This window comes from Kribbella sp. NPDC023855, assembly GCF_040639475.1.
Classification (GTDB): Bacteria; Actinomycetota; Actinomycetes; order Propionibacteriales; family Kribbellaceae; genus Kribbella.
On sequence record NZ_JBFAAA010000007.1, the window covers coordinates 79,714 to 94,527 of the forward strand.

A 14,814-nucleotide genomic window follows, 5' to 3' on the forward strand; every position below is an offset into this window, starting at 1 on the left:
CTTCGTCGCGGGCACGTTCGACCGCTCCACCCACCCGATGTTGAGCGCTCGCTCCTGCGTCGCGCGAATGCGACCACGATGCGCCACCACCCAGCGAGCTGAGTCTTAGCCCGTTGGGTAACCCCGCGCGGCCTCCGACGCCCGCTCCTACGTCGCAGGCACGTTCGACCGCTCCCGCCCACCCGGTGTTGAGCGCTCCCACGTCGCGCGAATGCGACCACAATGCGCCACCACCCAGCGAGCTGAGCCTTAGCCCGTTGGGTGGTTGGCCGTTTGGCCTGCGGTCTCTCCAACCGTCCACTCCACGCGTTTGCGGTGTGGACCCCGCGAGGTGAGCCGACCCCGTTGGGTGGCAGGCGTGCGGCTCGAGGGCTCCCCCAACCATCCACCCCACGCAGTTCGGGCAGAGAAGAGGACCCCGGCGGAGATCCAAGACGCCGGGGCCCTCGCTTTGGGGTTGTATCTCAGGTTGACCGCCGGGTTGGCGCCGGCCCGCTTGCCCCCACCCGACGGGGTTGGCTCTCATCGCTGGCTTGCCGCGCATCGTGGTCGGATTCGCGCGACGGGGGAGCGCTGCACGACGGGTGGGTGGGAGCGGTCGAACGTGCCCGCGACGCAGGAGCGGGCATCGGAGGCCGCGCGGGACTACCGGCCCGGGGTTGGCGCCCATCGCCGGGTTGCCAAGAATCGTGGTCGGATTCGCGCGACGCAGGAGCGCTCGACACCGGGTGGGTGGGAGCGGTCGAACGTGCCCGCGACGCAGGAGCGGGCGTCGGAGGCCGCGCGGGGGTTCGCGGGGTTCCTGGGGTTATCTCAGGTAGGCGGAGAGGGGAATTTGTTGGTCGCGGACGGCTTTGCTGACGACGCCGGCGATTTGGCGGGCGCCGGAGACGTCGAAGTGGGTGTGGTCGTTGCAGAAGAAGGCGCCCACGGGTCCTGAATTGAAGTCACCGTTGAAGGGACAGAAGCGGAGAGTGTTGTAGAGCGTGTAGCTCAGTTTGTGCAGGTCGATGACCGGGACCTGGTGGGTGCTGGCTGCCGTGTTGGTTTCCCAGATGAACCCACGATTGCCCACCGCAGTACTGCCCGAGCACCTGATTGCCGCAACCGGAGTCAGGAAGACGGGATGTGCGCCACGCGCTTTCGCCGCAGCCGCCATCACGCCCAGCAGCTCGCGATACCGCGCCGAACCCACATGCCGCGGGCAGGTGCTCGAACCATCGTTGATGCCGAACTGGATGAACAGGTAGTCGCCGGGCTTCATGCCGGTGGTCGGGTCGAGCATCGCCCGCCAGCGCGCGGAGTACCCGCCCGGTCCGATGATGCACTCGCCGGCCGAGTTCTTCCGGCTGGTGACGTTCGGGTCGTACAGCCAGGTCTGAATACTGCGGCCGCCGATCGCGCTGTTCTTCACCGTCACATCGCCAGTGAAGTACTGCGCGAACTGCTGTCCCCACCCGGCCGGGCAGGTCGCCCCGCCCGACGGGTTCGCCATGGTGGAGTCACCCGCCAGCCAGACAGTGACTCGCGGCAGAGCAGTAGCCGCCGCGGGGCGGGCGGATGCGCCGGTGCGATCGGATGCGGCCGTGCGGTCGCAGGCGTCGGCCGCAGTACGGGCTTCGGGCGCGGTTCGGGCTTCGGGCTGCATCGGAGCTGCCGACGCGACGACGGTGGTGAACACCGTGGCCGCGACGGCCAGCAGAGCGACGGCGGGGGCGGATCGAAGTTTCATCATGCGCTCCGTGAGGGTTGGCTTGATTGCATCGGCTTGGTCGGGTGCAGCGACTACAGGTACTGGTCGAGGACCGGTGCCAGCCGTTGGGCGATCTTGGCGTGGCCTGTTGGGCTCGGGTGGACGGAGTCGACCAGGTCGGTGGTGGAGTTGATCCACCCGGTGGTGTCGACGAAATGGACCTTGCTGTCGCCGGCCGTGGTCCGGGCCGTGACGGCATTGCGCGTCTCGGGCACGTACCGGTTCCGGAAGGTCTGCAGCGCGAAGATGTGCGCATTTGGATAGGCCCGGCGAACCCGCTCGAGCAGTACGACGTACCCCTGCTGGAACTGCGCCGCCGTCACCCCGTGGCCAACATCGTTCGTGCCCAGGTTGATGACGACACCGGTGGCCTGATAGGTCGAGAAGTTCCAGTCGTCGGAGGTGGACCGCGACGTGGAGCGCCGGAAGAAGTCCATCATGCCGACGCAGTCCCGGCTGACCAGGCACGCGCCACCTTCGGCCACTTGGGTGTGACCTGCTCCGAGCGCCTCACCGGCGCGCCACGGGTAGGCAACGAAGGGCCGGTCCGCGTTGGGCTGGCCGACCGTGATCGAGTCGCCGATGAACTCGATCAGGTTCGCCGGCCGGGCGGCCGGCGCGGTCTGTCCTCCACTGGCGAGGATGAGGCCACCGAAGCCCGGGTCGCCGTTGTACGAACCGGCGCGTTCGCGATACCCGATCCGGACGCTGTGCGTGCCACTGGCCAGCCCAGTAGCGAGAGTGACATTGCCGGAGACGTTACGACGCCAAGTCAGCGGTCCGCCGTTGATGGAGTAGAACAGGTCGGCGGTGTTTCGCTGGCGTACGCCGATCGAGGTTCCGGTGAACCGCGCATCGACGTATCCGCCGGCCCAGCCCATCGTGTAGAAGGACGCGTTCGACCGGTTCCAGCGACCGTAGTACTGGAGGTTCGGGTCATCGAGCCGGCCGGTGCCGGCCGATCCGCCGGCCGTCACCTCGACGTCGATGAAGTCCACGTTCGGGAGACCGGCGGCGGTGGTCGGGCTGAACGCGATCGTGTTGCTTCCGGCCCTCACCTGTACTGCGAGGGTTTTCGTCGACCACGTCGACCAGGCGCCGGTCCCCTCGAACGTCGTACCCGCGGCACGCGAACCGTTCACGACGACATCCGCCGGCCGGACGGTCGTCGTACCGCTGGCGAATCGAACACCGACCGTGGCGGTGCCCGCTATCGTGGCGTTGACGGTGAACTGGGCCGCGGCACCGACGGCGTTGGTGCCGTTGCAGAATCCGGTCCCCGAGAAGCCCGAGTGGTCGGAGTCGATGGTGCCGCTGCAGGTGGCCGGCGCGGTTTCGGCTTCGTACCGGGCGGGTGCCGCCGATGCGGTGGTGGCCGGTGCCAGGACGGCCAGGCCGGCGATGAGGGTGGCACTGATGAGCGAGGCTCTGAGTTTCATCATGGGTCTCCGTGCTGTTGTTACGGGGCGGAAGTGCGGGCGACCACGTCGATGACGGCTTTCACCTCTCCCCTACTGGTCGTCCCGGTGACAGTGACCTGGCCGGGTGCGTCAGTCGCTCCGGGTGGCAACGCCTGCCAGCGGACCGGGACAGGGGCGATCCGCTTGCTCGCGGTGGTGAGGACCTGGATGCTGCGCGGCAGCGCTGGCTTTCCGGCCACCACGGTCGTCGCGTAGACGGTGTCCTCGAGGACGTACTTGGCGCGGCTGGCGTTGTACACGTTGATCGACGCGTGCGGTTCCCAGGTGTTCGCCAGCCCCGGTACTGCGCGGAACATCGTCTGCCAACCGGCAGGCTCCCACGTCAGTACGCCGCTGCCCTGGTTGCCGATCACGTCGTTCGTCGCCTGGAAGACTCGCTGGATGGCGTCCGCCTGCCCTTGCACCGTGCGCGGGAAGGTCGAGTTCGGCATCGGTGAGCCGTCGCCACCCGAGGCGGGATACGAGGTCTCGGCGACCTCGAGGTCGTAGCCGGGATACGTCTTGGCCATCGTGTTCAGGTTGACGTCGAGGGCCTCCGGCGAACCGTGCCACTCCGGGTAGTAGGAGATCGCCAGGATGTCCGGGTTCTGGCCTTTGGCCTTGACCCGGGTGAGGAACTGGTTCCAGAACTCCATCGTCTTGGCCAGCCGCCCGGTCCCGACGATCACGTGGATCTCGACCTTGGAGCGCGGCGACGTGTCGCGGACCGCCTTGATGCCGGACGCGGCCAGCGTGGTGAACCGGTCCCAGGACTCGTTGTAGAGCCGCTGCTCGACGGGGTCGGCCGATCCCCAGTACTTCCAGAGCAGACCGCCACCCGGCTTTGACTGATAGACCGAGGCTTGGTCGACGAAGTACTGCGGGGCCGTCGTACCGATGAGCGCGGCCTCACTGCCGTACATGAAGCCGTTGATGATCTCATTGCCGACAGCAACCTTCTCGGGGACGGTGCCCTGGGCGGCGAGCCGGCGCAGATAACCGGCCGTGTAGTCGTACACCGACTTGGTCAGGTCGTTGAACTCCAGCTCGGCCCAGCGCCGTGGCTTCGGTTGCTTGCTCGGGTCGGCCCACGAGTCGGCGTAGTGGAAGTCGATCCCGAGCCCCATGTTCCGCTGCTTGACCCACTTCGCGGATTGCAGCGAGCGCTCCGGTCCCTGCCGTGGCACGGGTGTCAGCTCTCCCGTGCTCTCGTTCCTCGGCTCGTTGAAGATCCGCAACCGGGTGAACTGCATGCCGCGGTCCTTGGCCACGTCCAGCAGATGCGGCCCGGCACCGCGGTCGGGCGCCAGCGGATCGACCCAGTACTGCCGGTCCTGGTAGTCGTCCACCCAGGACATGTCGGCACCGAGCACAACGTCGTCACGCAGGTAGTTCAGGACCTCGAACTCGCTGACCGCCACTTTGGTGCTGGCCGGCGAGCCGGCAATGGTCAGCCGCACATAGCGTGTTCCCGGCCGGGTGAACAGGTGGACGGCACCGCGCGAACGGCTGGACTCGTTCGACCGATCGGCGATCCTGGACCAGCGGCGGCCGTCGGACGACGCGTCGACGACGTACCGGTTCGCCGTGCTGGCTTCCGTGAACAGGACGCGCACCTTGCGCAGGTTGTCGTAGGCCCCGCCGAGATCGACGGTCAGCCGCTGCGGGCCGGCCTTGTCCGCAACCCAGGACGTCTTGGGGTCGCCGTCGACAGCCAGCTTGGCGGTGGACGAGCCACTGCTCGCCGTGGCCGACGCCCAGAACTTGGTGGCGATGTTGCTCTCGATCGGTTTGATGTCCGCCGTACCGAAGGTGGCGTGCGCCGGCACCACTTGGGTGCCGGCAGCAACTACGGTCGCGAGGCCGGTCAGCCCCGCGAAGACGCGCAGCCTGCGCTTCTTGCTCATGTTGCCTCCTGAGACGAATGGATCTCGGTCGGTCAGTCCCAGCGCTGGAGCAGGCGGTCGTACTCCGCCTGGGTGACCGGCAGGACGGTGCCGTGACGCGGCCGGCCGGGCATGGTGTAGCTCGACACGGGTGTCCATTGCCGGGCGTTCAGGTCGGTCGTGGTGAACGGGACGTAGCCCCGGCCGCCGTACTCGTCGATGAACAGGTACCAGCGCTCGGCCGTGTTCGACTTGAAGACCAGCGGGCCCTCGCCCTGGCTGATCGCGTTGCTGCCCAGGCACTCGGCGACGAACGAGTAGTTGCGGTTGGCAATGGTCGTCGACTTCTCGGCCAGCACGAACTTCCCGCACCGCGACTGGGACGAACTGCGCTCGTCCTTCGTGAAGCGGTAGTACGTCCCGTCGTGCTTGATCAGCGTCGAGTCGATCGTGGAGTAGCCCTTGTCGACCCAGACCTGCGCGGCACTGAACGTGCGGAAGTCCGACGTGGTGGCGTACATCATCCGGTTGTAGCTGGTACCGGTGTGGTTCGGGTCGCCGGCGGAGTACAGCTTCGACGCCCAGAAGACGACGTACTTGCCGAGGCTCTCGTCGTAGTACGCCTCCGGCGCCCAGGTATTGCCCGCCGTGTCCGGCGAGACCCGGGCCAGCCGCGGTGCGCTCCAGGTCACCAGGTCGGTCGACTCCCAGACCACGATGGACTTGCTGCCGGTCCGCTGGACCTGGTCCCAGTTGCCGTTGCCGTACATCCGCAGGTCGGTGGCGATCTGGTAGAACTTGTCGCCCTGCGGCGAGCGAATGATGAACGGATCCCGTACGCCGCGGGTGCCCACCGTCGTGGTCAGCACCGGCCGCCCGGCATTGAGCTGACGCCACCGGGTCGGGTCATTGCCCTGACTGAGCGCGAAGTAGACCTGCTCCCCCGCCGAGCTGTTCTCGCCGGTGAAGTAGGAGAACAGATACCCGGCGTACTTCGGAGCAGGCGCGGCATCGACCCGGACCAGCTGCCATTGCTGGTTGACCGCGCCGGTGTCGGTGTACTGCGAGATGCGGGCGCCGTCGGCGGTGGACTGCTCCCAGACGTCGAGAGCCTTGCCACTGTTGCGATTGACCAGCTTGACGTACCCGCTGTCGGTGTCGACTACCCGGAATTGCTGGTTGGCGCGGCCGTTGTCGGTCCACTGGACCACGTCGGCACCGTTGGCTGTGGAGGCCGACGCGATGTCCAGCACCTTGCCGCTGTGCCGGGCTCGTACCTTGTAATAGCCGCTGCCTGCGTCGACGAACTGGAACTGCTGGTTGGTCTGCTCGGTGCGGGTCCGCTGCTGGGCGACGGCGCCGTCGGCGGTCGACTGACCGGCAATGTCGATTGCTTTGCCGCTGTGCCGCGACACGAGTTGGTAGTAGGCCGCCGGGTCGATCACGGCCGCGTTCGCCGATGGTCCCGCGACCACGGCGAGGGCGGTCGAAATCAGCGCGCCGATGATGACGAGCACGGTCCGGCGGTTGCGGGGGCGCCGTGGTGTGGACGAAGCGAGGGAGGACTGGGTCATCGGAACCGTCCAGGGTCGTTGCGAAGTGTCGGTCGCTTGCCGGGGCGCCGCTCGCTCGGTGGTCGAGCGGCGCCCCGGACGTAGCGCCGGTCCCGCGAACGGGCCGGCGAGTGCTGGGTCAGACCCTGCGGCGGGTGAAGCGCTGGTTGGGGGCTCCGTTGACGGTGTACAGGGCGATCCGTGCACCGTCCGCGGTGGACCGCTCCCAGACGTCCATGGCCAGGCCCGACTGGCGGTTGACCAGGCTGATCACGTCACTGCCGTGATCGACCACGCGCCACTGCTGGCTGGTAGCGGTGCTGTCGGCCTGCTGGACGACGTCCGAGCCGGTCGCAGTACCGGTTGCCTGGAGGAACAGGCTGCTGTGCTTGGCCTTGAGGCGGACGTAGCCGCCGCCGGCGTCCACGAACTCGAACTGCTGATGGGTGCCGCCGCTGGCGGTGCGCTGGACGAGTCCTGCCCCGGCGGCGGTGGAGGCCCCGTTGATCTCGGCGGCCTTACCGCTGTGCTGGGCCGCCAGGGTGAAGACACCCGTCACGGGGGACGTGGTGCCCAGCTGGGCTTCCCACCTGGTGTTGGACCCGGCAGCGTCGGCCGGGAGCCGGTCGCGCGCGGCGGTGTCGCCGTACATGGTCCAGCGGGCCCAGTCGACGACGGTCCGCGGGAACCGCTGGTCGCTCCAGAAGCTCGTGTGGCTGCCACCGACGAAGGTCAGGAACGCCTTCGGCCAGGTCATCTCCGTGTACGCCTGCCGGGCCGAGGAGTACGACGTGGTCGAGTCCCGGTCGCCGTGGACGAACAGGACCTTGGCGTTGACCGAACTGGAGGGGTTGCCCATGTCCACGCAGGACTGCGGGTTGGCCGAGACGATCCGGCTGTCGGGCCAGGAGGTCAGCAGGCCGTGGGTGACCATACCGCCCAGCGAGTGGCCCGAGACGCCGACACCGATGCCGGTGTTGATGCGGCCGGCCAACGGACCGCTCGCGTTGAGCGCGAGGGTGTTGGTGATGATCTGCGAGACGTCCTTGGAGGTGTTGCCGTTGTTGACGTCACTGAAGTTGTGGTTGAAGTGCGGCGCGGGGACGATGAAGCCCGCCGAGGCCAGCGCCCGGATGATGAACAGCGAGTTCTGCGGGCTGCTGCCGAAGCCGTGAGTGAAGTTGTAGATGGGAAAGACACCGGCGGCGGCCGGTGCGTCCGTCACCGGGCTCCCGCCGGCGGTGCCGGTGGCCGGGTAGTAGACGTACGTCGTGCACGGGCGGCTGCCGCGGGTCCAGTTGTAGCGGCGTACGCCGACCGCGAACGGTGTGGTCGGCGCCGAGGCCAGCGTTCCGGCGAAGCCCGGCAGTGCACCGAGCTGGGACAGGCCCACTCCGGCGGCTCCGGCGGCGGCACCGAGCTTGAGGAACGAACGACGTTGCATGGTCATGGAAAGCTCCTTGGGGCGGTTGGAGGGTGTTGGGGCGGTTTCGTGATGCAGGACGCGGAAGCGTCAGGGGAGCCAGCGGATGTTGGGGTTGAGGCGGCCGGTCCGGTCGAAGACGGCCTGGTTCTCCCAGCCGTTGCCGGAGTTGTTGATGTCGGCCGGGTCCCAGCCGTTACCGGGTACGGCGGCGTGCCAGGTGGGCTCCCACCAGAAGACGCCACTCGCACCCGCGTTGCGGGAGGTGTTCTGCACGGCCGCGAAGTTGGCCTGCTGTCCGGCCTGGGTGGCCGGGTAGCCGGCGCAGGGCTGCGAGGAGGTGATGACGTTGCCGGTGTGGTCGTAGTTGGCCGTGGTGAAGGGATAGGCGGTCTCGGCGAGGATCACCGGCTTGCCGTACCGCGACTTCATGTCCGAGACGACACCGGCCATGTGCGACAGGGTGCCGTGCCAGTAGCAGTAGTAGGACAAAGCGGTGACGTCCCACTGGACGCCCTGGGCCCGGATGCCGTCGTAGAAGCCTCTTGCGCCGCTCTCGACGTTGGCCGTGTGGATGATGACCTTCGTGGCGCTGTTGCACGCCTTGGTCGCGTTGTAGCCGGCCTTGAGCAGCAGGGCGAGATTGCCGTAGCCGTTGCGGACCCGGCCCTCCTCCCACAGCATCCCGTTGTGGATCTCGTTGCCGATCTGCACGCTGTCCGGTGTGGTGCCCTGCGCCTTGAGGCTGGTGCAGACGTCGTACGTGTAGTTGTAGACGTCCGTCTGCAGCTGGCCGATGCCGTGACCGGCCCAGGCGGCCGGCTTGTACTGCTTGCCCGGGTCGGCCCAGGTGTCGGAGTAGTGGAAGTCGACCATCAGCTTCAGGCCCTTGGCCTTCACGATCCGCGCGTACTCCAGGACCTTGGCCTTGTTGTTGTAGCCGCTGCGGGGGTTGTTCCAGATCCGCAGCCGGATGTAGTTGACGCCCGCGGCCTTGAGGATGTCCAGCGGATCACCCTGGGTGCCGTTGGCGTAGTAGAACTTCGTCCCGAGGTCGCCGGCCCGTTGCAGCGTCGACACGTCCGCGCCACGCATGATCGGGTCGTCGGCGACCTCGCCGGTGGTCACCTCCAGGTAGTCGATGTTGCCCAGTCCACCGGCGGTCGTCGCGGCCAGCCGTACGGCGTTGGCGCCGGCCCTCAGCTGCACGGACACGGTCCGGGTCGCCCACGTGGTCCATCCGCTGGTGGCCTCGAACGCCATCCCGGCCTGGGCGACCGTCCCGTTGACGCTCACGTCACCGGGACGGTTCGAGCCGCTGCCGTTGGCATACCGGAACGCCAAGGTCGCAGTACCGGCCGTCGTCGCGTTCACCGTGAACGCGACGGCGCTCCCGACGGCGTTGGACGAGTCGCAGAAGCCGCTGCCGGAGTAGCCGGCGTGGTTCGACGCGACAGCGCCATCGCAGACGGCAGGTGCCGTTTCCGCCTCGTACCGGCTCGTTGTGGCCGTCACGCCGGCAGGCAAGGCGGCTACCTCGGCAGGAGCGGTGAGCAGTCCCGTTGCCAGCGCCGCGACCGACAAGACGGCGGCGGCTTTCCTGTGCATCATGAGGAACCTCCATTTATCCCTTGATTCCGGACGTGACGACACTCCGGATGAAGTAGCGCTGGGCGAACAGGAAGATCAGCAGGACCGGCACCATGTACAGCGCCGCCGCGGCCGCCTGCACGGTCGGGATCGCGTTGCCGCGCGGATCCCGGTACCACGAGGTGATCGCGACCGAGAGCGTCGTGTGGTCCACGTCGAGCAGCAGGGCCGGTGCGATGAAGTCGCCCCAGGTCCAGGTGAACGACAGCAGGAACGAGGTGATCAGGGCGGGCCAGGACAGCGGCAGGAAGATCCGCACGAACATCCGGAGCCAGCCGCAGCCGTCGATGATGGCCGCGTCCTCCAGCTCGCGCGGGATCGCCGCGAAGAACTGCCGGAACAGGAACACCAGGTACGGCGAGGCCGCGAGTCCCCACAGCACCCACGGCCAGTACGTGTTGACCAACCCGATCCGGGCGAACAGCACGTAGGTCGGCAGCAGCGTCAGGATCTGCGGCAGCATCATGGTCGACAGCACCACCAGGAACAGGGCGTGCTTGCCCCGCCCTCGCAGCCGGGCGAATCCGAACCCGACGAGTGCGCTGGTCGCGGTGACGAGCAACGCGTAGACGGTGGAGAGGAAGAGTGAGTTGGCTGTGTACGCGACGAAGTTGATGTCCGTGAGGGCGTGGGTGAAGTTCTCCCACTGGGCGTCTCCGGGCAGGATCTTGGCCGGCAACGCCGCCCATTCCGCGCGGGACTTCAGCGCCGCGAGCATCAGCCAGCCGATCGGCCCCGCGAACAGGACCGCCAGCCCCAGCAGCAGGATGTAGAGCCCGGCAGTGCTCAGCCGGTAGCGCGGCCGGGTCGAGGCCGCGCTCCCCCGTTCAGGTCCGGCGGGTTCGGCTCCGATCCGTTCGGTTCCGGCCCGTTCAGTTACGGCCATCGTTGTCCACCTCGTAGTACACCCAGAGCCGGCTCGAGCGCTGCACCAGCACGGTGATCGCCAGGATCACCAGGAAGAACACCCACAACATCGCCGAGCCGTAGCCGAACCGGCTGGACTGGAAGAACTCCTCGTAGACCTGAACCATGTACAGATGCGTACTGCGCGGCACCTGGCCCACGCCCGCGATGCTGTTCGTCTCGGCCAGCAGCAGTGGTTGCACGATGATCTGGAACGACGCGATCACCCCGGTCACCACCTGGAAGAACAGCACCGGCGAGATCATCGGCACGGTGACGTGCTGGAACACGCGCCAGCGGCCCGCGCCGTCCACCACGGCGGCTTCCTCGAGCTCTGGGGGCACCCCCTGCAGTGCGGCGAGCGTGATGACCATGCCACCGCCCAGCCCCCACAGCGACACCACGACCAGCGCGTAGAACGCCATCGGGTCGACCAGCCAGGTGATCGACTCGATCCCCGCCACGGCGAGCACCGCGTTGAGCAGCCCGGCGTCCCGGTTGAACACCAGCTTCCACATGATCGCCATCGCGACCACCGGCACGACCGACGGCAGGAAGAAGATCGTCCGCCACAGCCCGACCGCTTTCAGCCGCCGGTTGAGCAGCACCGCGAGTCCCAGCGCACCGGCGACGCTGAGCGGCACCACGATCGCGGCGAACCCGATGGTTCGCAGCATCGCCGCCCAGGCGTCGGCGTCCCGGAACAGCTCGGTGTAGTTGGCCATCCCGACCCACCGCCAGCGCGGCGAGCTGCCGTCGAAGTTGGTCAGGCTCATCAGGAACGCGTAGCCGAGCGGGACCGCCGTCAGCAGCACGAAGCCGGCCACCCACGGCGAGACGAACAGGTAGAAGGTGCGGTCGGAGTATCTCGACCAACTCCGCGCAGCCATCAGCCGATCTGCTCTTTACCCTGTTTGAGCTCCTTGTTGATCTCGTCGGTGATCGCCCGGCAGGCCTCCTCCACCGTCGCCTGGTTCTTGATCGCCCGCTGGAGATGCTTGTCGATCACGCTGTTGCACTTGTCGTTCGTGACGTACGGCGAGTCGGGCAGCGGCGCGGCGTGCTTCAGTTCGTCCTGGGCGACCTGGAAGGCCTGCGTCTGGTACGGGAGCTCCTGCGGGAGTTTCGGCATCAGCGACTTCAGCGCGGGCATGCCCCACCCGCTCTTGGCCCGTTCCTCGGCCGGCGGCCCGGCCATGAAGTACTCCATCAGCTTCCAGGCCTCGTCCTTGTGCTTGGCCTTGGCCGGGATGTAGGCACCCACCCCCGCATAGGTGGGGCTGACCCGCTTGTCCCCCATGACCGGGGCGGGTGCCATCGCGATGCTGCCCTGCAGCGCCGCTTCCTTCACGAAGTTGCCGCCGAACCAGTAGCCGTCCTGGGTGATGGCCATCCGCTTCGCCAGGAACGTGGTCAGGTCCGCGCCGTCCGGCAACGGGTTCAGCGAGGTGGGCCCGATACCGGCCCGGCCGAAGTCGACGTACCAGCCGATGGCCCGCCGGCCCGCCGGGGTGGTCAGGTCGACCTTGGTGAGATCGTCGCTGTAGACCTGTTCACCCTGCTGCAGGATCATCGTCATGATCGGGGCCCACAGATTCCAGGCCCACTCCAGACCCAGGCCGTAGACCTGGGCCTTGCCACCCGAGCTGACGGTCAGCTTCTTGCCGATGGCAAGCAACTCGTCGTAGCCGACCGGTTCACCGGCACTCAGGTGCGGCACCTTGGCCTGGTCGAACAACTTCGTGTTGTACCAGAGCGTGGCGTCCTGGCTCCAGTCCTTGACGATGCCGTAGCACGGGCCCTGGCCGATCTTGCTGCCGTCCCACCGGAAGCTGTCGTTGACCCCGAGCAGGTCGTCGGCCCGCAGTACCTGACTCTTCTCCAGGTACGGCGTCAGGTCGGCGGCCAGGCCCCGCGCGTTGGTGTTCGCACTCCCGACGGCCGCCGCGCGGACCAGGTCCGGTGGGTTGCCGGAGGCAAGCATCGCGTTGAGCCGGGTGCTGTCGGTCTGGATGAACTCGATCCGGATGCCGGGATTGTCCTTCTCGAACCCGGCGATGTGCTCCTTGGTGAGCTCGTTGTTGTTGTACATCACGGTCAGCGTCACCGTCTCGCCGCCGGTACCTCCTCCCGGCGACGAGCCGGAGGTGCCGGCGTCGCAACCGCTCATCACGGTGGCGACACCGCCCGCTGCCAGCGCCGATCGGGCCAGAAACCGGCGCCGGGTGATTTCAGAGTTCATCCTGTCCTCCAGGAGCACACCGACGGAGTTCGTCGGCAAGGTTGGTGAAAAGTCAGCTGCCGATGGCGAAGCTGGGGTGGGGCGGCTGGTTGTAGGCGGTGTTCTGCCAGGCGACCGCCACTCGGTACTGGCGGTCCTGCATCAGGGAGGGGCGGGTGATGGTGGTGCCGTCGGTGGTGGAGTAGATCCGCAGGGCGCGGTTGTCGGTGGTGCGCCAGATGACTTCTTCGCGCCAGTCGCCGAGGATGTCGGCCGACAAGGCGGGGGTCGACTTGGTGCCGTTGTTCGACGAGACGCCGGAGCCGGTGAGCAGGCGGGTGTCGCCGCTGGTGCCGTACTTGTCGATGTGGGTGCCATCCAGCAGTTCGCGCTGGGCGTCGCCGTCCCACCAGATCACGAAGTTGATCGAGCTCGGTTTGCGGGACGCGACCTGGCCGCCGGTGGTGGCGCTGCGCAGCCCGCCGACGGAGGCGGACCAGGCTTCGGCGCCGCGGTTACCGGCCCAGATGTCCGCCGCGACCCCGCGGCCGTTGTCGCAGCCGCACGACGGGGCGCTCCAGATGATCTGACCGGTGCGTGCGTCTCCCATCCAGTGGGTCGGCTCGTTGGTCCACTCCGACACCTTGAACACCTCAAGGCCCGGCCGGGTCGGGATGAAGTCGCTGACGTGGTAGGCATCGCCGTGGTGGGTGTTGTTCTGCCACAACCCGCGCCCGTTGTCGTCGATGGCCATCGACCCGTACAGGACCTCGTCGCGGCCGTCGGCGTCGACGTCGGCGACGGACAGGTTGTGGTTGCCCTTGCCGGCCCATTGGCTGCCGGCGGTGTTGGAGTCGAAGATCCAGCGCTGCGTCAACGCCCCGTTGCGGTAGTCCCAGGCCACAATGACCGAGCGGGTGTAGTAGCCGCGGGCCATGATGATGCTGGGCCGGGTGCCGTCGAGGTACGCCGTACCGGCCAGGAAGCGGTCGACTCGGTTGCCGTAGTTGTCTCCCCACGACGAGACGGTGCCGCGTGGCGGCTGGTAGTTCGCGGTCGCCAGCACGGCGCCGTCGGTGCCGCGGAACACCGACAAGAACTCGGGGCCGGTCAGGATGTAGCCCGAGGAGTTGCGGTGGTCGGCGCCGGCATTGCCGATCACCTGACCGGTACCGGACCGGGTGCCGTCCCCGGTCTTCACCGCGACCTCGGCGCGGCCGTCACCGTCGTAGTCGAAGACCTGGAACTGGGTGTAGTGCGCACCGGCGCGGATGTTGCGGCCCAGATCGATGCGCCACAAGCGGGTGCCGTTCAGCTTGTACGCATCGAGATAGACGTTGCCGGTATAACCCGCCTGGGAGTTGTCCTTGGCGTTGGTCGGGTCCCACTTCAGCACGATCTCGAACTGCCCATCGCCGTCCAGATCACCAACACTGGTGTCATTCGCGACGTACGTGTAGTTCTCGCCGGACGGTGTCCTTCCGCCGGCCGGCTGCTGAATCGGCACATCCCGGCTGCTGGCCGTGATACCTGCCGCACCTGAAACAGCATTGAGCGTCAACGAGTCTTCCGCAGCATGCTTCGCCGCCCGCTCGACGCCGTCAGCCACGGCCCGTACGGCGTACTTGGCACCCGCGGGCGCACCAGCATCGACCAGGCTGGTCGCGCCGCTGATTGGCGCTTTGTTCACCTTGATGCCGTTGCGGTAGACGTTGAAGGTGGTGCCGGCCGGGTCGTCGGCGAGCTGCCGCCAGCTGACCCGGTTGCCCTTGCCGGTGTGCACACTGATCACACCGCGATTGAGGTTCTCGACCTGCGATTTCGCAGCCGGCTGAGCGTCCGTCGCCGGGGCCGTGTCGATCGCTACGGCCGCTGTGTTCGGGAGCAGGGCCACTGTCACTATGCCGGCGGCCGCTATGACGAGCCGGTGCCTGAGAGCGAATCTCCGCATGAAGTTCTCCG

At 67.5% G+C, this 14,814-nt stretch carries 10 protein-coding genes; all 10 read right to left on the bottom strand.

Features of this window, described 5'->3' with window-relative positions; all coding sequences use genetic code 11:
* Positions 1-808: 808 nt before the first annotated feature.
* Positions 809-1,732, bottom strand: coding sequence for a GDSL-type esterase/lipase family protein (locus tag AB0F51_RS24365; protein ID WP_360283629.1), 924 nt, complete (start codon positions 1,730-1,732; stop codon positions 809-811).
* A gap of 53 nt (positions 1,733-1,785) precedes the next feature.
* Positions 1,786-3,195, bottom strand: a complete 1,410-nt coding sequence (locus tag AB0F51_RS24370) for a GDSL-type esterase/lipase family protein (RefSeq protein WP_360283631.1) — start codon at positions 3,193-3,195, stop codon at positions 1,786-1,788.
* Between the two features lie 17 nt (positions 3,196-3,212).
* On the bottom strand, positions 3,213-5,120 hold the full coding sequence (locus AB0F51_RS24375; RefSeq protein WP_360283633.1) for a glycosyl hydrolase 53 family protein: 1,908 nt from the start codon (positions 5,118-5,120) through the stop codon (positions 3,213-3,215).
* 32 nt (positions 5,121-5,152) lie between these two features.
* Positions 5,153-6,673 carry an RICIN domain-containing protein gene (locus AB0F51_RS24380; protein WP_360283635.1) on the bottom strand — a complete coding sequence of 507 codons (1,521 nt, stop codon included), beginning with the start codon at positions 6,671-6,673 and terminating at the stop codon, positions 5,153-5,155.
* Positions 6,674-6,791: 118 nt separating this feature from the next.
* Entirely contained in the window at positions 6,792-8,102 is a 1,311-nt protein-coding gene (locus tag AB0F51_RS24385; protein WP_360283637.1) for an RICIN domain-containing protein, read from the bottom strand.
* A 63-nt stretch (positions 8,103-8,165) separates the two neighbouring features.
* On the bottom strand, positions 8,166-9,686 hold the full coding sequence (locus AB0F51_RS24390) for a glycosyl hydrolase 53 family protein (RefSeq protein ID WP_360283639.1): 1,521 nt from the start codon (positions 9,684-9,686) through the stop codon (positions 8,166-8,168).
* Between the two features lie 13 nt (positions 9,687-9,699).
* A complete protein-coding gene (locus AB0F51_RS24395; protein ID WP_360283641.1) occupies positions 9,700-10,611 on the bottom strand; it encodes a carbohydrate ABC transporter permease in 912 nt (303 codons plus the stop codon).
* Positions 10,598-11,521 (bottom strand): sugar ABC transporter permease, encoded by a 924-nt coding sequence (locus AB0F51_RS24400; protein ID WP_360283643.1) that lies wholly within the window; start codon positions 11,519-11,521, stop codon positions 10,598-10,600. Before AB0F51_RS24400 ends, AB0F51_RS24395 begins: the two co-directional genes overlap by 14 nt.
* Positions 11,521-12,873: a sugar ABC transporter substrate-binding protein gene (locus AB0F51_RS24405; RefSeq protein ID WP_360283645.1), complete on the bottom strand. Its 1,353-nt coding sequence runs from the start codon at positions 12,871-12,873 to the stop codon at positions 11,521-11,523. The genes AB0F51_RS24400 and AB0F51_RS24405 overlap by 1 nt, the downstream gene beginning before the upstream one ends.
* 52 nt (positions 12,874-12,925) lie before the next feature.
* A complete protein-coding gene (locus tag AB0F51_RS24410; protein ID WP_360283647.1) occupies positions 12,926-14,803 on the bottom strand; it encodes a rhamnogalacturonan lyase in 1,878 nt (625 codons plus the stop codon).
* Between the last annotated feature and the right edge of the window lie 11 nt (positions 14,804-14,814).

Bases quoted from the DNA above. Each gene is read 5' to 3' on its own strand.
- AB0F51_RS24365 (WP_360283629.1), bottom strand. From the start codon at position 1,732: ATGAAACTTCGATCCGCCCCCGCCGTCGCTCTGCTGGCCGTCGCGGCC.
- AB0F51_RS24370 (WP_360283631.1), bottom strand. From the start codon at position 3,195: ATGATGAAACTCAGAGCCTCGCTCATCAGTGCCACCCTCATCGCCGGC.
- AB0F51_RS24375 (WP_360283633.1), bottom strand. From the start codon at position 5,120: ATGAGCAAGAAGCGCAGGCTGCGCGTCTTCGCGGGGCTGACCGGCCTC.
- AB0F51_RS24380 (WP_360283635.1), bottom strand. From the start codon at position 6,673: ATGACCCAGTCCTCCCTCGCTTCGTCCACACCACGGCGCCCCCGCAAC.
- AB0F51_RS24385 (WP_360283637.1), bottom strand. From the start codon at position 8,102: ATGACCATGCAACGTCGTTCGTTCCTCAAGCTCGGTGCCGCCGCCGGA.
- AB0F51_RS24390 (WP_360283639.1), bottom strand. From the start codon at position 9,686: ATGATGCACAGGAAAGCCGCCGCCGTCTTGTCGGTCGCGGCGCTGGCA.
- AB0F51_RS24395 (WP_360283641.1), bottom strand. From the start codon at position 10,611: ATGGCCGTAACTGAACGGGCCGGAACCGAACGGATCGGAGCCGAACCC.
- AB0F51_RS24400 (WP_360283643.1), bottom strand. From the start codon at position 11,521: ATGGCTGCGCGGAGTTGGTCGAGATACTCCGACCGCACCTTCTACCTG.
- AB0F51_RS24405 (WP_360283645.1), bottom strand. From the start codon at position 12,873: ATGAACTCTGAAATCACCCGGCGCCGGTTTCTGGCCCGATCGGCGCTG.
- AB0F51_RS24410 (WP_360283647.1), bottom strand. From the start codon at position 14,803: ATGCGGAGATTCGCTCTCAGGCACCGGCTCGTCATAGCGGCCGCCGGC.